The sequence below is a fragment of the Pseudomonas sp. DE0157 genome, from assembly GCF_007678615.1.
Lineage (GTDB): Bacteria > Pseudomonadota > Gammaproteobacteria > Pseudomonadales > Pseudomonadaceae > Aquipseudomonas > Aquipseudomonas parafulva_B.
Window position 1 is genome coordinate 22,637 of sequence record NZ_VEJN01000011.1, and the last position, 17,813, is coordinate 40,449.

The 17,813-nt window shown below is 63.1% G+C and carries 19 protein-coding genes; 9 read left to right on the plus strand and 10 right to left on the minus strand.

The genetic code is table 11. The annotated features are described in order from the left end of the window. Positions 1 to 10: 10 nt before the first annotated feature. From mazG to cysM, 4 genes are all read right to left on the minus strand, one after another. Positions 11 to 844, minus strand: coding sequence for a nucleoside triphosphate pyrophosphohydrolase (gene mazG, locus FS777_RS14675; RefSeq protein WP_058639493.1), 834 nt, complete (start codon positions 842 to 844; stop codon positions 11 to 13). An 81-nt stretch (positions 845 to 925) separates the two neighbouring features. Then, positions 926 to 3,166: a GTP diphosphokinase gene (gene relA / locus FS777_RS14680; protein WP_058605345.1), complete on the minus strand. Its 2,241-nt coding sequence runs from the start codon at positions 3,164 to 3,166 to the stop codon at positions 926 to 928. Between the two features lie 96 nt (positions 3,167 to 3,262). Beyond that, positions 3,263 to 4,621, minus strand: coding sequence for a 23S rRNA (uracil(1939)-C(5))-methyltransferase RlmD (gene rlmD, locus FS777_RS14685; protein WP_058639494.1), 1,359 nt, complete (start codon positions 4,619 to 4,621; stop codon positions 3,263 to 3,265). Beyond that, the gene (gene cysM / locus FS777_RS14690) at positions 4,622 to 5,521 is read right to left on the minus strand and encodes a cysteine synthase CysM (RefSeq protein WP_058605367.1); all 900 of its coding nucleotides are present in this window, start codon (positions 5,519 to 5,521) and stop codon (positions 4,622 to 4,624) included. A 258-nt stretch (positions 5,522 to 5,779) separates the two neighbouring features. On the opposite strand from cysM, the gene FS777_RS14695 reads away from it, so the two are divergent. From FS777_RS14695 to FS777_RS14710, 4 genes are read left to right on the plus strand one after another with little or no spacing between them, the layout of a single operon-like run. After that, on the plus strand, positions 5,780 to 8,536 hold the full coding sequence (locus FS777_RS14695) for a response regulator (protein ID WP_145256163.1): 2,757 nt from the start codon (positions 5,780 to 5,782) through the stop codon (positions 8,534 to 8,536). 49 nt (positions 8,537 to 8,585) lie between these two features. Beyond that, positions 8,586 to 9,575 (plus strand): 2-hydroxyacid dehydrogenase, encoded by a 990-nt coding sequence (locus FS777_RS14700; RefSeq protein WP_145256166.1) that lies wholly within the window; start codon positions 8,586 to 8,588, stop codon positions 9,573 to 9,575. A 31-nt stretch (positions 9,576 to 9,606) separates the two neighbouring features. Further along, positions 9,607 to 10,044: a hypothetical protein gene (locus FS777_RS14705; RefSeq protein ID WP_078478972.1), complete on the plus strand. Its 438-nt coding sequence runs from the start codon at positions 9,607 to 9,609 to the stop codon at positions 10,042 to 10,044. Next, the gene (locus FS777_RS14710; RefSeq protein ID WP_144965329.1) at positions 10,041 to 10,445 is read left to right on the plus strand and encodes an META domain-containing protein; all 405 of its coding nucleotides are present in this window, start codon (positions 10,041 to 10,043) and stop codon (positions 10,443 to 10,445) included. Before FS777_RS14705 ends, FS777_RS14710 begins: the two co-directional genes overlap by 4 nt. A 70-nt stretch (positions 10,446 to 10,515) precedes the next feature. Here the strand turns inward: FS777_RS14710 and FS777_RS14715 are convergent, their stop codons facing one another. After that, positions 10,516 to 10,980 (minus strand): TlpA disulfide reductase family protein, encoded by a 465-nt coding sequence (locus FS777_RS14715; protein WP_058639498.1) that lies wholly within the window; start codon positions 10,978 to 10,980, stop codon positions 10,516 to 10,518. 85 nt (positions 10,981 to 11,065) lie between these two features. Here FS777_RS14715 and arsC point away from each other — a divergent pair, with 85 nt between their 5' ends. The 3 genes from arsC to FS777_RS14730 are packed head-to-tail and all read left to right on the plus strand — an operon-like array spanning position 11,066 to position 12,427. Next, positions 11,066 to 11,419 carry an arsenate reductase (glutaredoxin) gene (gene arsC, locus FS777_RS14720; protein WP_058639499.1) on the plus strand — a complete coding sequence of 118 codons (354 nt, stop codon included), beginning with the start codon at positions 11,066 to 11,068 and terminating at the stop codon, positions 11,417 to 11,419. Then, a complete protein-coding gene (gene wrbA, locus FS777_RS14725; RefSeq protein ID WP_058639500.1) occupies positions 11,416 to 12,021 on the plus strand; it encodes an NAD(P)H:quinone oxidoreductase in 606 nt (201 codons plus the stop codon). Before arsC ends, wrbA begins: the two co-directional genes overlap by 4 nt. After that, positions 12,014 to 12,427 (plus strand): DUF2069 domain-containing protein, encoded by a 414-nt coding sequence (locus tag FS777_RS14730; RefSeq protein ID WP_058639501.1) that lies wholly within the window; start codon positions 12,014 to 12,016, stop codon positions 12,425 to 12,427. Before wrbA ends, FS777_RS14730 begins: the two co-directional genes overlap by 8 nt. A gap of 27 nt (positions 12,428 to 12,454) precedes the next feature. Here the strand turns inward: FS777_RS14730 and FS777_RS14735 are convergent, their stop codons facing one another. Beyond that, positions 12,455 to 13,126, minus strand: a complete 672-nt coding sequence (locus FS777_RS14735; protein WP_145256169.1) for a DNA-3-methyladenine glycosylase I — start codon at positions 13,124 to 13,126, stop codon at positions 12,455 to 12,457. Between the two features lie 3 nt (positions 13,127 to 13,129). Then, a complete protein-coding gene (ttcA, locus tag FS777_RS14740) occupies positions 13,130 to 13,954 on the minus strand; it encodes a tRNA 2-thiocytidine(32) synthetase TtcA (protein WP_023534071.1) in 825 nt (274 codons plus the stop codon). A 168-nt stretch (positions 13,955 to 14,122) separates the two neighbouring features. Between ttcA and FS777_RS14745 the strand changes: the two genes are divergently transcribed. Continuing rightward, positions 14,123 to 14,629, plus strand: a complete 507-nt coding sequence (locus FS777_RS14745) for a SprT family zinc-dependent metalloprotease (RefSeq protein ID WP_256674258.1) — start codon at positions 14,123 to 14,125, stop codon at positions 14,627 to 14,629. Between the two features lie 82 nt (positions 14,630 to 14,711). Here the strand turns inward: FS777_RS14745 and fpr are convergent, their stop codons facing one another. Continuing rightward, the gene (gene fpr, locus FS777_RS14750; RefSeq protein WP_028635022.1) at positions 14,712 to 15,491 is read right to left on the minus strand and encodes a ferredoxin-NADP reductase; all 780 of its coding nucleotides are present in this window, start codon (positions 15,489 to 15,491) and stop codon (positions 14,712 to 14,714) included. A 121-nt stretch (positions 15,492 to 15,612) separates the two neighbouring features. On the opposite strand from fpr, the gene FS777_RS14755 reads away from it, so the two are divergent. Then, complete coding sequence (locus FS777_RS14755) at positions 15,613 to 16,539, plus strand: LysR family transcriptional regulator (protein WP_058639504.1); 927 nt, start codon at positions 15,613 to 15,615, stop codon at positions 16,537 to 16,539. Positions 16,540 to 16,571: 32 nt separating this feature from the next. Here the strand turns inward: FS777_RS14755 and FS777_RS14760 are convergent, their stop codons facing one another. Together FS777_RS14760 and erdR are read right to left on the minus strand one after the other, a co-directional pair. Then, a complete protein-coding gene (locus tag FS777_RS14760; RefSeq protein ID WP_058605332.1) occupies positions 16,572 to 16,940 on the minus strand; it encodes a diacylglycerol kinase in 369 nt (122 codons plus the stop codon). 73 nt (positions 16,941 to 17,013) lie between these two features. After that, positions 17,014 to 17,664, minus strand: coding sequence for a response regulator transcription factor ErdR (gene erdR / locus FS777_RS14765; protein WP_058605331.1), 651 nt, complete (start codon positions 17,662 to 17,664; stop codon positions 17,014 to 17,016). Positions 17,665 to 17,813: the final 149 nt, after the last annotated feature.

Genomic DNA, 17,813 nt, shown 5'->3' on the forward strand with positions numbered 1-17,813 from the left:
ATGCAACAGCTCAGCCGCAGCTGGGCAGGTTCTTTTCCTGACGCTTGGCTTCACCCCAAAGGGTGTCCAGCGCATCAAGGTTACAGTCTTCAATGGCAGTGCCGCTGTCACGCAACGCCTGCTCGATAAAGCGAAAACGTCGCTCGAACTTACGATTGGCTCGGCGCAAGGCGTTTTCGGGGTCATGCTTCAAGTGACGCGCCAGGTTGACTACCGCGAACAGCAAGTCACCGACTTCATCTTCCAGCGCATCGCTGTCCCCGTCGGCCATGGCCTGCAACACTTCGTCGAGTTCCTCACGCACCTTGTCCACAACCGGCAAGGCCTCGGGCCAGTCGAACCCGACGGTGGCCGCACGCTTTTGCAGTTTGGCCGCCCGGGATAAGGCAGGCAATGCCGTTGGCACATCGTCGAGCAATGACAGCTGTTCTGGACGGCTTTTCTGCGCCCGCTCCTGCGCCTTGATTTCTTCCCAGCGTGACTTGACCTGCGCATCGCTCAGGCTGGGTGTCTCCAGCGGCGCATACAGGTCCCCGGTTGGAAAGACATGGGGGTGTCGACGAATGAGCTTGCGGGTGATGCCGTCCACCACGCCGTCGAACGCGAAACGGCCCTCCTCCCGGGCAAGTTGGCTGTAGTAGACCACCTGGAACAGCAGATCGCCCAGCTCGCCTTGCAAGTCCTCGAAATCGCCGCGCTCGATGGTGTCCGCCACCTCGTAGGCTTCTTCGAGGGTGTGTGGGACGATGCTGGCATAGTCCTGCTTCAGGTCCCAAGGGCAGCCGTATTGCGGGTCGCGCAAGCGGGCCATGAGGTGGAGCAGGTCCTGGAGGGTGTAGGTCATTCAGGCAAGTCCTTGACGGTCGGGCTTGGCGGGCAAACCGGCCCCTAGGGGCGGGATGCCCGCGAATCGTGCACGCGGGATTCAGGGCGTACGATTACGCCGTGTCTCGATGATGTTCGGCAACTGCGAGATACGCCCCAGCAAGCGCCCAAGGGCATCCAAACCGGGGATCTCGATGGTCAGCGACATCAGCGCCGTGTTGTCTTCCTTGTTCGAGCGGGTATTGACCGCCAGCACGTTGATCTTCTCGTTGAGCAGCACCTGCGACACATCGCGCAGCAAACCGGGGCGATCATAGGCACGGATGATGATATCGACCGGGTAAGTCTGTACCGGAATCGGCCCCCAGCTGACCTGGATCATGCGCTCCGGCTCTTTGCCGGCCAGCTGCAACACCGAGGCGCAATCCTGGCGGTGGATGCTCACACCGCGACCCTGGGTGATGTAGCCGACGATGGCATCGCCAGGCAACGGCTGGCAGCAACCGGCCATCTGCGTCAGCAGGTTGCCCACGCCCTGGATCTGAATGTCGCCACGCTTGCCCCCACGCGGCCCGCTGGGCTTGCGCGGCACCAGCTCGATCTGCTCGATGCGCTCAGGCTCCAGCAGCTGTTGCGCCGCATTGACCAGATGCGCCAGGCGCAGGTCCCCAGCGCCCAGGGACGCAAACATGTCCTCGGCCGTCTTGACGTTGGTCTTCTCGGCCAGGCGCTCGAAGTCGACCTGCGGCAGGCCCAGCCGGCTGAGCTCACGTTCGAGCAGCGTCTTGCCGGCGGCAACGTTCTGGTCGCGCGCCTGCAGCTTGAACCAGTGCACGATCTTGGCCCGCGCGCGCGAAGTGGTGACATAGCCTAGGTTCGAGTTCAGCCAGTCACGGCTCGGGTTACCGTGCTTGCTGGTGATGATTTCGACCTGCTCGCCGGTCTGCAGGCTGTAGTTGAGCGGCACGATGCGCCCGTTGATCTTGGCGCCCCGGCAGTTGTGGCCGATCTCGGTGTGCACCCGATAGGCGAAGTCCAGGGGCGTCGCCCCTTTTGGCAGGTCGATGGCGTGACCGTCCGGGGTGAACACGTACACCCGGTCGGGCTCGATGTCGACCCGCAGTTGCTCGGCCAGGCCCCCGATGTCGCCCAGCTCTTCATGCCACTCCAGCACCTGGCGCAGCCAGGAAATCTTTTCTTCGTAGTGGTTCGAGCTGGGCTTGACGTCGGTGCCCTTGTATCGCCAGTGGGCGCAGACGCCAAGCTCCGCTTCCTCGTGCATGCCGTGGGTGCGGATTTGCACTTCCAGCACCTTGCCCTCCGGGCCGATTACCGCCGTATGCAGGGAGCGGTAGCCGTTTTCCTTGGGGTTGGCGATGTAGTCGTCGAATTCCTTGGGGATGTGACGCCACAAGGTGTGCACGATACCCAGGGCGGTGTAGCAGTCGCGTATCTCGGGGACCAGCACCCGCACGGCGCGCACGTCGTAGATCTGGCTGAATTCCAGGCCCTTGCGCTGCATCTTGCGCCAGATCGAGTAGATGTGTTTGGCGCGGCCACTGATGTCCGCCTTCACCCCGGTGGCCAGCAGTTCGTTCTGCAACTGGTTCATGACATCGCTGATAAAGCGTTCACGGTCCAGGCGACGCTCGTGCAACAGCTTGGCGATCTGCTTGTACTGTTCGGGCTCGAGGTAGCGGAACGAAAGGTCTTCCAGTTCCCACTTGATATGCCCGATACCCAGACGGTGGGCCAGGGGGGCGTAGATGTCGAACACTTCCCGCGCCACCCGCAGGCGTTTCTCGTCATCAGCGGCCTTGACCGCTCGAATGGCACAGGTGCGTTCGGCCAGCTTGATCAACGCCACGCGAACGTCGTCGACCATCGCCACCAGCATCTTGCGCAGGTTCTCGACCTGCGCCTGAGAGCCGAGCACCAGCGACTGACGGGGGCTGAGACTGGCACTGATCGCAGCCATGCGCAGCACGCCATCGATCAGCTTGGACACGACCGGCCCGAAGCGCTGGCTGACTTCGGCCAGGGTGACCTTGCCTTCTCGCACAGCGCGGTAGATGACCGCCGCTACCAGGGAATCCTGGTCGAGCTTGAGGTCCGCGAGAATCTCGGCAATCTCAAGACCTGCCTGATAGCTCGACGTACCATCGGCCCAGGAATGCTTGGCCGGGTTGCCCTTCTTCTCGACTTCCTGGGCAAACTCGCAGGCCTCTTTGAGCGCTGCGCGGTCGAGCGCCGAATCGACGCTGACCACATGGTCCAACCACGCTTCGAGATTGATACTGCCGTCGGTATTGACCGGCTGGTGCACTCTCACCTGTACCATCTTTGTTTTACCTTTCCATACAGCGCACCCTGCGGGTGCACTGGCAATCACCGCACGGCTGCCATTCCCTGGAAGCCGCACCAAGGGGCCAGCTGGCTAGCCCACTTCGAATAACGCCATGGCTTCGACATGCGCCGTTTGAGGAAACATGTCGAGAATCCCGGCCCTTGTTAACCGGTACCCCTGCCCGACCAGCACCTGGGCGTCTCGCGCCAGCGTGGCCGGGTTGCACGATACATAGACCAGCCGCTTGGCCCCAAGACGGGCGATGCCCTGCACCACCTCCCATGCACCGTCGCGCGGTGGGTCCAAGAGTACCGCAGAAAAGCCCTCGGCGGCCCATTCCATGCCCGTCAACGGCTGCGATAAATCGGCCTGAAAAAACTGCGCGTTATGCACATCGTTGCTGCGGGCATTGGCCGCCGCACGATCGACCATGGCCTGTACGCCTTCTACCGCCACCACCTCACGGGCATGCCGTGCCAGCGGCAAGGCAAAATTGCCCAGGCCGCAGAACAGGTCCAGTACCCGCTCTTCAGGCTGCGGAGCGAGCCAGGCCAAGGCCTGCTCGATCATGGCGGTATTGACCTGGGCGTTGACCTGCACGAAGTCGCCGGGGCGCCAGGCCAGTTGCAGCTGCCAGGGCGCCAGGTCGAAACCCAGCGGCCCGGTGGCATCCACCGGCTGCGGCTCGCCTTCACCCTGCAGCCACAACTGCGCGCTGGCCTCGGCGCAGAACGCCTGCAAGCGTGCAACATCTTCGGCCGGCAACGGCGCGACATGACGCACCAGCACTGCCTCGGCCGTGCCGCTGAACAGCTCCACATGGCCCAGGGCTTGGGGCTTGGCCAACGAGCGCAGCACCGTGGGCAAGTGACGCAGGATTGACTGCAAGGGCTGTACCAGCACCAGGCAATCATCGATGGCAACGATGTCCTGACTGGCCTGCGCCCTGAAACCGACTGCCAACTGGCGGGTCTTGGGGTCCCAGCGCACGGCCACACGGGCGCGGCGACGGTAGCCGAAAGCGGCCCCGGTCAAGGGCGCGGCCCATTGCTCGGGCTGCACACCGGCCACCCGTTGCAGTTGCTCGGCCAGGGTGCGCTGCTTGAGCGCTAGCTGAGCCTCATGGGGCAGGTGTTGAAGGTTGCACCCCCCGCACTGGCCGTAGTATTTGCAAGGGGCTTCGCGGCGCTCGGGACTGGCCTGGAGCACCCGTTCAAGCCGCGCTTCGACGACTTTGCCACGGGCATTGAGCACCCTCGACTCGACCTCTTCGCCTGCCAGGGCGCCAGTGACGAACCAGGTGCGCCCTTCATGAAACGCAATGCCGCGACCGTCCCCTGACAGGCGCTCGATGACCAGGCGTTGCTTCTTGCCCACGGGAACCTGGGGGCTACGATTGCCACCGGCTGGCTGAAAGCGCAGGCCGCTGTTGGTTTTCTTCTTGGACATTTAGCTCGGATCGAACAGGCCAGTGGACAGGTAACGGTCGCCGCGATCGCAGATGATGGCCACCAAGGTGGCATTTTCCACTTCCTGGGACAGGCGCAGCATGGCGGCGACTGCACCACCGGAAGACACGCCGCAGAAAATGCCCTCTTCACGGGCAAGCCTGCGCATGGTCTGTTCGGCCTCGTCCTGGGACATGTCGACAATGCGATCGACCCGGGCTGCGTCGAAAATTTTTGGCAGGTATTGCTGGGGCCAGCGGCGAATACCCGGAATGGCCGCGCCTTCCATCGGCTGCAAGCCGACGATCTGCACCGCCGGATTCTGCTCCTTGAGGTACTGCGAGCACCCCATGATGGTCCCGGTGGTGCCCATGGAACTGATGAAGTGGGTAACGCGCCCCTGGGTCTGCTGCCAGATTTCCGGGCCGGTGCTGGTGTAGTGCGCCATCGGGTTGTCACCGTTGGCGAATTGGTCGAGCACCACGCCACGGCCATCGGCTTCCAGCTGCTGAGCCAGATCGCGTGCCCCTTCCATGCCCTCTTCCTTGGTCACCAGGATCAGCTCGGCGCCGTAGGCTGCCATCGCCGCCTTGCGTTCGGCCGTGGAGTTGTCGGGCATGATCAGGATCATCTTGTAACCCTTGATTGCCGCTGCCATGGCCAACGCGATGCCGGTGTTGCCGGAGGTTGCTTCGATCAGCGTATCGCCAGGCTTGATCTGGCCGCGCGATTCGGCACGGGCGATCATCGACAGCGCGGGACGGTCCTTGACCGAGCCGGCAGGATTGTTGCCCTCGAGCTTGAGCAGCAAGGTATTGCTGGTCTGGCCAGCCAGGCGCTGCAGGCGAACCAGGGGCGTATTGCCGACGCAATCGGCGATGGTTGGATACTGCAAGGTCATGGTGTCTTTCACAATCCGGACGGCGGGGGCGCCCATCATACCGGCAAACCCCGCTTCGCCATATCACGCAATCTGTGGTGCATATAGCTACAGGCTATAAAGCCCGTGCAGTGCCTTGCCCATGCACGGCGCCACATGCCACCGCCGGTGCTGCACCTGCGTACGGACTTAACGCGTGCAATGGCTGGCGAGGGGGAGTAACGTCCCCGCTTGGCCGCCTTGCAGGGCGGCATCCAGGCACATTGACAGGAGGCGAGTGTGCTCGATCGTTTGGGAATTCGCAGCCGCGTGCTGTTGCTGGCGCTGCTGCCAGCCGGGTTGATGGCAGTGGTGCTGGGCAGCTACTTCACCTGGTTGCAACAGAGCGACCTGCGCACGCAACTGCTGCAACGTGGCAAGATGCTGGCCGAGCAGCTGGCGCCGCTGGCAGCCCCGGCCATGGCCCGCAAGGCGCCTGCACAACTGGAGCGCATTGCCGCGCAAACCCTCGAACAGGCCGACGTACGCGCGGTCGCCTTCCTGACACCGGACCGTAGTCGGCTGGCCCATGCCGGCCCGAGCATGCTCAACCAACCGCCCAGCGGCGGCAGCGGTACCCAGTTGCTGCAACGCAGTGGCAACGACGCCACTCGTTACCTGATGCCAGTGTTCGGCCACCACCGTGACCTGGCCACCGATGCCGTGCCTGCCGAAGCCGAACGCTTGCTGGGCTGGGTGGAAATCGAGCTGTCCCATGACGGCACCTTGCTGCGCGGCTACCGCAACCTGTTCACCACCCTGCTTCTGATCCTGGCCTGCCTGGTGGTCAGTGGGCTGCTGGCCCTGCGCATGAGCCGTGCCATCAACACGCCGATCGAGCGCATCAAGCATGCGGTCAACCAGCTCAAGGACGGCCACCTCGAGGAACGCCTGCCGGCCATGGGCAGTCACGAGCTGGACGAACTGGCCCGCGGCATCAACCGCATGGCCGAGACCCTGCACAGTGCCCACGAAGAGCTGCAGCACAGCATCGACCAGGCCACCGAGGATGTCCGGCAGAACCTGGAAACCATCGAAATCCAGAACATCGAGCTGGACATGGCCCGCAAGGAAGCCCTGGAAGCCAGCCGCATCAAGTCGGAATTTTTGGCCAACATGAGCCATGAAATCCGCACGCCGCTCAACGGCATTCTGGGCTTTACCCACCTGCTGCAGAAAAGCGAGCTGATGCCCCGCCAGGTGGACTACCTGAACACCATCGAGAAGTCAGCCGACAATTTGCTCGGGATCATCAACGAGATCCTCGATTTCTCCAAGATAGAAGCAGGCAAGCTGGTGCTTGACAGCATCCCCTTCAACCTGCGCGACCTGATCCAGGACACCCTGACCATCCTGGCACCGGCCGCCCATGCCAAGCAGCTTGAGCTGCTGTGCCTGATCTACCGCGATACGCCCTCCTCGCTGATCGGTGACCCGCTGCGCCTCAAGCAGATCCTCACCAACCTGGTCAGCAACGCGATCAAGTTCACCCGCGAAGGCACCATCGTCGTGCGCGCCATGCTCGAAGACGAGCACGAGGACAGCGCCCAGTTGCGCATCAGTGTCCAGGACACCGGCATTGGCCTGTCGCCTCAAGATGTACGCACGCTGTTCCAGGCCTTCAGCCAGGCTGACAACTCCCTGGCCCGCCAGCCAGGCGGCACCGGCCTGGGGCTGGTGATCTCCAAGCGCCTGATCGAGCAGATGGGCGGCGAAATCGGCGTCGATAGCACCCCTGGCGAAGGTTCGCAGTTCTGGATCAGCCTCAACCTGCCCAAGGCGCACGACGATGCCGAGGAGCTGCCTCTGCAGCCCTTGCTCGGCCGTCGCGCCGCCATCGTCGATGGCCATGCACTGGCGCGGCAGGCCCTGGAGCACCAGTTGCAGGACTGCGGTTTGAGCGTCTGTGTCTTTACCTCCTACGAGCAACTGCTGCAGGCGGTGCAAGCTGCCAGCCAGGCGGGGCAGCCGTTCGACTTCGCCGTGCTGGGCGCCAACGTAGGCTCCCTGGCACCCGAACAGCTGGGTCAGTATTACCAGCACCTGGAGCGGCATCATTGCCAGTGCGTGGTGCTGTGCCCCACGACCGAGCAGGCGCTCTATCACCCTTACCTGTCCAATGGCCACGGCCAACTGCTGTCCAAGCCATCGTGCACGCGCAAGCTGCGCCGCCTGCTGCTGGAAATGGTCCAGCCCCGCCGGTTGCAGGGCGAGGTCAGCGCCATGGTGGGCCAGCAGCGCCAGCCCAAGGTGCTGTGCGTGGATGACAACGCGGCCAACCTCTTGCTGGTGCAGACTCTGCTGGAGGACCTGGGCGCCCGGGTGACGGCTGTCGACAATGGTTACGCGGCGGTACAGGCCGTGCAGAGCGAACCGTTCGACCTGGTACTGATGGACGTGCAGATGCCCGGCATGGACGGACGCGCCTGCACCGAGCAAATTCGCCGCTGGGAAAACACCCAGAGCGGCAACCCGTTGCCAATCGTTGCACTGACCGCCCACGCAATGGCCAATGAAAAACGCGCCTTGCTCCATGGCGGCATGGACGACTACCTGACCAAGCCGATCAGCGAGCGGCAACTGGCACAGGTGGTGATGAAGTGGACTGGGCTGAGCCTTGGCTTGTCGCCGCAGATGCCGGCGAGCCTGCCCACTGGGCCTGACGAGTTGAAGGTGCTCGACCATGACGAAGGCCTGCGCCTGGCGGCAGGCAAAGCCGATCTGGCCGCCGACATGCTGAGCATGTTGCTGGCCTCGCTGGAAGATGACCGCGCCGCTATTCGGGATGCACGTCAAGCGCATGACCGTCGTACGCTCATCGAGCAGGTGCACCGGCTCAACGGCGCTTCTCGCTATTGCGGCGTGCCTCAGCTGCGTGCCGCGTGCCAACGCAGCGAGACCCTGCTCAAGCAGGACAGCCCCTTGGCTGGGGAGGCGCTCGATGAACTGGACAACGCGATCAGCCGGCTGGCAGCCGAGGCCAGGCTGAGTATTTGAGGGCAGCCGCCCTTTTCACTGACCCGGTGCCTATGCACAAGGAGCCACCATGCGCGCCCTGCTGTTCAGCAGTCAGCACTATGACCAGGAGAGTTTCACCCAGGCCGCCGTGGGCGGCGGCGTGGCACTGCATTTTCAGTCCGCGCGTCTTACGGCCGATACCGCGCCGCTGGCCCAGGACTACGAGGTCGTCTGCGCGTTCATCAACGACGAGCTCGACGCGGCGGTGCTGCAATGCCTGGCGCGCGGTGGTACGCGCCTGGTGGCCTTGCGTTCAGCTGGGTACAACCATGTCGACCTGGCTGCGGCCCAGCGGCTGGGAATAGATGTGGTGCGGGTACCGGCCTATTCGCCCCAAGCCGTGGCCGAGCACGCCGTGGCGCTGATACTGGCGCTCAATCGGCGCTTGCACCGTGCCTACAATCGCACGCGTGAAGGCGATTTCACCTTGCACGGGCTGACCGGTTTCGACTTGCATGGCAAGACCGTCGGGGTCGTCGGCACCGGCCAGATCGGCGCGGCCTTCGCGCGTATCATGGCTGGCTTCGGCTGCCAACTACTGGCCTACGACCCCTGCCCCGACCCGCAGCTCGAGGCCTTGGGCACGCGCTACATGAGTTTGCCAGCGTTGCTGAGCCAGGCACGCATCATCAGCCTGCACTGCCCGTTGACGCCAGGTACCCGGCACCTGATCAATGCCCAGAACCTGGCGCACCTGCAACCTGGCGCCATGCTCGTCAACACAGGGCGTGGGGCGCTGGTCGATACGCCGGCACTGCTCGATGCGTTAAAGAGCGGCCAGCTGGGCTACCTGGGCCTGGACGTTTACGAAGAAGAAGCCAAAGTATTCTTCGAAGACCGCTCGGACCTGCCCCTGCAGGACGATGTGCTGGCCCGCCTGCTGACATTCCCGAATGTGATCGTCACGGCCCATCAAGCCTTCCTCACCCATGAGGCCTTGCAGGCCATTGCCCAGACGACGCTTGAGAACATTGCCTGCTGGGCGGCAGGCAGGGCGCAGAACCTGGTGACCGGTTAATGCTAGGATACGCGGCATTTAGGGAGGACCCATGGTCGAACACGATTTTCGTTACACCCTCTTCAACCCGCAGCACACCCTGATCGAGTGCAGAGCCCTGGTGCCCGGCCGTTACCAGGTCACAGGCAACGGTGGCTCGATGCACAAGGGCGACACCCTGCTGGTCACTCTCAAGGGCAGCAAGGACTTGGCCATGCGCCTGACCGTGGACAGCGTCCGCCACCTGATCAACCCGCGCGGACAGTGGGTTGCCGTGGCCAACGGGCCAGTCTTCCATGAACTGGAGATCCTGGCCTGGCAAGTGGCGTGCGACAGCTGCGATGCGGTACTGGACTTCGAATTTGCGGTCGATGCCAAGCTGGGCAAGGCAGCGCGTCAGCCTGCAGCCAGCGCCCGCATCGCCGAACTGGGCTGGGCAAGCCAGGACGCCCGGCACCTCTGCCCCCGTTGCCAGGAGCCTGCACAATGAAAAACCTGCTTACCAGCGCACTGATTGCCACCGGCCTGCTTGGCTGCGCGACCGCCCCTTCGGACCTGCAGCAAGACCGCAGCTACGTACTGGAGTGGATCGGCGAGCGCCCCCTGATCGACAACAGCCACTTGAGCATGACCTTGGGCAGCGACGGGCGCGCCTATGGCAATGCCGGCTGCAATCACTGGTTCGCGGCCTACACCCTCGATGGCGAGCGCTTGAGTTTTGGTAGCGTCGGCAGCACCCGCAAGCTGTGTGCACCGGCTTTGATGGAACAGGAAAAACGCTTCCTGCAGGCCCTTGGCAACGTCACCCGCTGGGACCTGGCGCCGGATCAGCAATTGCGCTTGTGGCCCACCGACGGCAAGCCGCTGCGCCTGTGGCCTGAAGAGGGCTGAGCGGGCGGGCTGTTGCCCGCGGGGCCTGGCTTGACAGGTCAGCGCCCCGTTCGCTCAGGCCGTGCCAGCGTCACCCCTGTTTCAGGGCCTTGATCTTGGCCTTCAAGCCTTCGAGCGTCTGCTCACCGAGCAATTGCTCACGCACCTTGCCCTTGTCATCAATGATGTAGGTCACCGGCAGCGCCTCGCTGCGGGGCAGGTCATAGCGCTCGGCGGGGTCCTGGGCCAGCACGGTGAAATCGATGCCCAACGTATCGGCCGCCTGCTTGAGGTCCGCGCCTTGCAGGCCATCGAAATTCACCCCCACCACCTTGATGCCGTCAGCGGCCCATTGCTTGGCAGCCGCATTGAGCTCGGGAATTTCGGTACGGCACGGCCCGCACCACTCCGCCCAGTAGTTGAGCACCAGCCAGTGCCCGTCTACCTGTTCGGCCTTTACCGTGTTGCCGTGCTGGTCCACGCCATAATCGGCACCGCAACCACCGAGCAACAGGCTCGCGGTGATGGCCATTACTGCTGCCAGACGCCTTGCCATGGGTCAATCCTTCTCGAGTTTTAGAGCAAATGGGTCAGTCGCTGCGGTTAGAATACCGGTCACACCTTGCTGGATGCGACCCCACATGACTGACCTGACGCTCTATCATAACCCGCGCTGCTCCAAATCCCGCGGCGCGCTGGAACTGCTCGAGGCCCGCGGCCTGGCGCCTACCGTGGTGCGCTACCTGGAAACGCCCCCCGATGTCGCCACGCTCAAGGTGCTGCTGGACAAGCTGGGCATCCCGCCCCGTCAACTGTTGCGTACGGGCGAGGACGACTACGCTCAACTCAATCTGGCCGATCCGACACTCAGCGACGCCCAGCTGATCGACGCCATGGCGACCCACCCCAAGCTGATCGAGCGGCCAATCCTGGTAGCCGGCGACAAGGCCGTGATCGGCCGCCCACCCGAAAATATCCTGGAGATCCTGCCGTGAGCGAACCCTATATCCTGGTGCTCTACTACAGCCGCCATGGCTCGACCAGCGAGATGGCCCGGCACATCGCCCGTGGCATCGAACTGGGCGGCATGGAAGCACGCCTGCGCACCGTACCGGCCGTGTCCAGCGAATGCGAGGCGGTCGCGCCCGACGTGCCGGCCAGTGGCGCGCCCTACGCCACCCTCGACGACCTGCGCCACTGCTCGGGGCTGGCCCTGGGCAGCCCTACCCGCTTCGGCAACATGGCCGCTGCGCTCAAGTACTTCCTGGACGGTACCAGCCCCTTGTGGCTGGGCGGCGAGCTGGTGGGCAAGCCCGCCGGTGTGTTCACCTCCACCGCCAGCCTGCACGGTGGTCAGGAGAGCACCCTGCTGTCGATGATGCTGCCCCTGCTGCACCACGGCATGCTGGTACTGGGCCTGCCCTATAGCGAGTCAGCCCTGATCGAGACCCGTGGCGGCGGCACACCCTACGGGGCGAGCCACCACGCCGGCGCCGATGGCAAGCGCGACCTCGATGAGCACGAAATCGCTTTGTGCCGCGCCCTGGGGCAGCGCCTGGCAACCACGGCCAAAGCCTTGGAGACCACGCGTGGCTAAGGCGCGAAAACCGCTGCCTGCGCAGGCATGGCTAGCACCTCGGGTACGGGTGACCCGGGCGCTGAGCTTGGCGTTCGTGCTGGGCTTGATCGCGCTGCTGGTGGTGAACAACCTGTGGTTCGCCAATCTGCATGGCGCGCGGGTGAGCGTGATCCTGGCCATCGAACTGCTGCCACTGCTGCTGGTACTGCCAGGCATGGTCAGCGCCAGCGCCCGCGCTCATGCCTGGGCCTGTTTCGTGGTCAACATCTACTTCATCAAGGGGGTGGTGGCAGCGTTCGATCCTGCTCGGGCTCTGTTTGGCTGGCTTGAGCTGTTGGTCAGCCTGGGGCTGTTCACGGCCGCGCTGCTGTATGTGCGCTGGAAGTTCCAGTACCAAAGGCGCCTGGCCGGCGAAGGCAACTGATGGGGGGGCGGGCCCGCCCCCGCCGGCTCAGTGATTGACGGTATGGGCCAGCATGACCGACAGCTGGCACAACGGCCGGCCACTTTGCTCGTGCCACTGGTTGAAGGCGTCCTGCACCATGGCCAGGTCGCGCTGGCTGGTGGGCTTCTTGTCGATGACCTTTTGCGCGATCAGCGCTGCCGCCATATCGTCGGTCGGCACGAAGGTGTCCTTGCCGACCATGCGCAGGAAACGCGGCGCGGACAAACCGCCCAACTGATTACCGTGCTTGGTCAGGTATTTCCATAAACCCACGATATCGGTTACTGGCCAATCGGCGATGAAGTTCCCGAAGCTGCCCCACTGCTTTTCGATATCCAGCACCATCTGGGCGTTGCGCGGCACGCTCTTGAGCTTGCCCAGGTGCCGGATGATGCGGGTGTCCTGCATCAGCCGCTCAAGGTGCTCGGCACTCATCAGCACGACCTTTTCCGGGTCGAAGCCGAAGAACACCTGCTCGAACGCCGGCCACTTGGCGTCCACCAGGCTGTGCTTGAGCCCGGCGCGAAATACGCGCAGGGCAAGGGTCGACAAGTAGCGATCAGCGCTGGTCGCCCGTAGCTGCTCCGAGCTGCGAGGTTGCGGCAGGGCCGCCTCCAGGGCGCGGGCAGAGCCGAAGCGGTTCAGGCAGAACTCGTGCAGCCACTGATAGTCACGCATGGGTCAGATGTTCACCACGTCAAGAAAGCGCGGGGTGGCGTTTTCATCGATCGTCAGGCTGGTGAAATCGAAGAGGTTGCGGTCGGCCAGCTGCGACGGCGCGACATTCTGCAAAGCGCGGAAGATGCTTTCTGTCCGGCCTGGGTGCTTGCGCTCCCATTCGACCAGCATGTCCTTGACCACCTGACGCTGCAGGTTCTCCTGCGAGCCGCACAGGTTGCAGGGGATGATCGGGAACGCCTTCATGTCCGAGTACGCCTGGATATCCTTCTCGCTGCAGTAGGCCAGCGGACGGATCACCACGTTACGGCCGTCATCGGCGCGCAGTTTTGGCGGCATGCCTTTGAGGGCACCGTTGAAGAACATGTTGAGGAAGAATGTTTCGACGATGTCGTCACGGTGATGCCCCAGGGCCATCTTGGTGGCACCGATTTCATCAGCGAAGGTGTACAAGGTGCCGCGGCGTAGGCGCGAGCAGAGCGAGCAGGTGGTCTTGCCTTCCGGGACCAGTTCCTTGACCACCGAGTAGGTGTCCTTTTCGACGATGTGGTACTCGACACCCAGTTCCTTGAGGTAGGCCGGCAGCACGTGCTCCGGAAAGCCTGGCTGCTTCTGGTCCATGTTCACCGCCACGATCTGGAACGAGATCGGCGCCACCTTCTGCAGGTGCAACAGAACATCGAGCATGGTGTAGCTGTCCTTGCCGCCGGACAGGCAGACCATGACCTTGTCGCCATCCTCGATCATGTTGTAGTCGGTGATGGCTTCGCCAGCGAGACGACGCAGGCGTTTTTGCAATTTGTTCTGGTTGACCGAAAGGGTGCCCATAGCGCTTGAATCCGCGAGGTGTGACAAAAGCCGGCTATTTTACGCACAATTGCAGCAGGGCTGTAGGCATTCCGACAAAGACTTCAGGGCGATCACGCTCAAATAACCCATCGTGTGACCAATGGCTGGGTGAGTGCACGGCCGCTGCGGCATAATGGCCGCCAGAGGATTCATTGCCCCATGCCCGAACTGCTCATCCAACGCGTCGAAATCTGCTATCAGCAGGCCGAGCGCTTTTTTGATCGCGCCTTCCCCCGCCCGCAGGTCAGTTTCAAGCTGCGCGGGCAAAAAGCCGGGGTGGCCCACCTGCACGAAAACAAGCTGCGTTTCAACCTGCAGCTATACCGCGAGAACCACGAAGACTTCCTGCGCCAGACCGTAGCGCACGAGGTCGCCCACCTGGTCGCTCACCAGGTCTTTGGTGACGGTATCCAGGCCCACGGCCAGGAGTGGCAGTTGATCATGCGCGGCGTCTACGAACTGCCGCCGGCGCGCTGCCACAACTACGCCGTCAAGCGCCGCGCGGTGACCCGCTACCTCTACCGCTGCCCCTGTCCGCAAAGTGAGTTTGCGTTCACGGCGCAGCGGCACGCATTGGTGGGCCAAGGCCGGCGGTACCTGTGCAAACGTTGCAGGCAACTGCTGGTCTACAGCGGCCAGACGCGGGTCGAATAGCGGGCTTGGTCACGAAACAGGCAAAAAAAAACGATCCGTTGACGTGGGGTCAACGGATCGTCTGGTCATGCTGGGCGCGTCTTTATTTCTCGACGAACGCCCGCTCGATCAGGTAATCGCCCGGCTCGCGCATGCGTGGGGAGATTTTCAGGCCGAAGCTGTCCAGCACTTCGCTGGTCTCATCGAGCATGCTCGGGCTGCCGCAAATCATCGCGCGGTCATCCTGCGGGTTGATCGGCGGCAGGCCGATGTCGCTGAACAACTTGCCGCTGCGCATCAGGTCGGTCAGGCGGCCCTGGTTCTCGAAAGGCTCGCGGGTGACGGTCGGGTAATAGATCAGCTTTTCGCGTACGGCTTCGCCGAAGAATTCGTTCTGCGGCAGGTGCTCGGTGATGAACTCGCGGTAAGCCACTTCGTTCACGTAGCGCACGCCGTGGACCAGGATCACCTTCTCGAAACGCTCGTAGGTTTCCGGGTCCTGGATCACACTCATGAACGGCGCCAGGCCAGTACCGGTGCTGAGCAGGTACAAGTGCTTGCCGGGGTTGAGGTCGTCGAGCACCAGCGTACCGGTAGGCTTCTTGCTGATGATGATCTCATCGCCTTCCTTCAGGTGCTGCAGCTGCGAGGTCAGCGGGCCGTCGGGCACCTTGATGCTGAAGAACTCCAGGTGTTCTTCCCAGTTCGGCGAAGCGATGGAGTAGGCGCGCATGAGCGGACGGCCGGAGTCCTGCTGCAGGCCGATCATCACGAACTGACCGTTCTCGAAGCGCAGCCCCGGATCACGGGTGCACTTGAAGCTGAACAGCGTGTCGTTCCAGTGGTGCACACTGAGGACACGTTCGTGGTTCATGTTGCTCATCTAATGGGGCTCCTGAAGAAAGTCGCAGCGCGCACAAGGCGCAGAGTTGCGCGATAGTTTAGGGGCAGCGACAATATCTGTTAACTGGATTATCAAGATATGTGTTATCGGTTATATCGATATGCGATTCACACTACGTCAACTTCAGGTCTTCGTGGCCGTCGCCCAGCACCAGAGCGTTTCACGCGCTGCAAGCGTGCTTGCGCTGTCGCAATCGGCTGCCAGCACCTCCATCACCGAGCTTGAACGCCAGAGCAGCTGCCAGTTGTTCGACCGGGCGGGCAAGCGCCTGAGCCTCAACGCCTTGGGTCATCAGTTGCTGCCACAAGCCGTGGCACTCCTGGACCAGGCCAAGGAAATCGAGGACCTGCTCAACGGCAAATCAGGGTTCGGCTCCCTCGTGGTGGGCGCCACGCTCACCATTGGCAACTACCTGGCAACCCTTCTGATCGGCAGCTTCATGCAGCGACACCCCGAAAGCCAGGTGAAGCTGCACGTACAAAATACTGTGCATATCGTGCAACAGGTGGCACACCACGAAATTGACCTGGGTCTGATCGAAGGTGATTGCAATCATCCGGACCTTGAGGTGCAGCCTTGGGTGGCGGATGAACTGGTAGTGTTCTGCGCCCCCCAACATGCACTGGCCAAGCAGGGCCGCGCCGACATCGCCACGCTGGCCCGTGAGGCGTGGATCCTGCGCGAGCAAGGCTCGGGCACGCGCCTGACGTTCGACCAGGCCATGCGCCACCACCGCGCACAGCTGGACATCCGCCTGGAACTGGAGCACACCGAGGCCATCAAGCGCGCCGTGGAATCGGGCCTGGGCATCGGATGCATCTCACGCCTGGCCCTGCGCGATGCCTTTCGCCGTGGCAGCCTGGTGGCAGTGGAAACACCCGAGCTGGACTTGATGCGCCAGTTCTACTTCATCTGGCACAAGCAGAAATACCAGACCTCGGCGATGCGCGAGTTTCTGGAACTCTGTCGCCACTTCACCGCTGGCGTCACGCGCAGCGACGAGATCGTGCTGCCGCCTATAGCCTGAGCCGTGCAGGCGCAGCGCCCCGCGTTGTAGCCCTACAGAAGGATCACGCCCCACACGATCGCGACCATGCACAACGACACCAACTGGGCAGCGCTGCCCATGTCCTTGGCGTTCTTGGACAAAGGGTGGCGTTCGAGGGAAATGCGATCGATCGCCGCCTCCACCGCCGAATTGAACAGCTCGACAATCAGGCCAAGCAGGCACACCGCGATCATGATCGCCCGCTCCGCACGGCTTACCGGCAACCAGAAGGCCACAGGCACCAGCACGATGTTGAGCAGTACCAGCTGGCGGAATGCAGCCTCGCCCTTGAAGGCGGCGCGCAGCCCGTCCAGGGAATAGCCCGCGGCGTTGAGGATTCGTTTCAGACCAGTCTGGCCCTTGAAAGGTGATGGCGTCATGGGGTTCGCTTAGCTACGAAAGGGCCGGCAGACTAGGCTGGCAAGGGTCAAAAAAGCGTGAAGGCCTGGGTAATCAGGTGCTGGCAACCGATTCAAGTTGTTGCAGCAACAAAGCGGCCTGGGTGCGCGTGCGCACGCCCAGCTTGCGGAAAATGGCCGTCACATGGGCCTTGATGGTGGCTTCGGACACACTCAGCTCGTAGGCGATCTGCTTGTTCAGCAAGCCCTCGCAGACCATCGTCAGTACCCGGAACTGCTGCGGCGTCAGGCTGGCGAGCCCTTCGCTGGCAGCCCTCGCTTCAGCAGGCACATCGACCTTCTCGAACGCCTGTGGTGGCCACCACACTTCGCCATCGAGCACTTTGCGCACCGCATCCTGAATCACTTCGAGGGTGCTCGACTTGGGAATGAACCCGCTGGCGCCGAACTCGCGGGACTTGACCACGACCGCAGCCTCCTCCTGCGCCGAGACCATCACCACCGGTATCTGCGGGTACTGCCCGCGCAGCAGGACCAAGCCGGAAAAACCGTAGGCACCTGGCATGTTCAGGTCGAGCAGCACCAGGTCCCAGTCTGCCTTTTCGCTCAGGCGGTTCTCCAGCTCTGCAATACTTGCCACTTCCACCAGACGCACGTCCGGGCCCATGCCCAGGGTGACGGCCTGGCGCAGTGCACCGCGAAACAGCGGGTGGTCATCGGCAATCAGGATTTCGTATGTGGCCATCGATCTAAGGATCCTGTTCTGTACCAGGGGCCCGTCGGCACGGGCGCACTGGCGGGAATCGGCGCCAAGGATGCCGAGCGGCGACGGCATAGGTCAAGCCAGCCTGCCAGTCGCTCAATCCGCCTTGGCGGCATCCCGGTCATTATGAA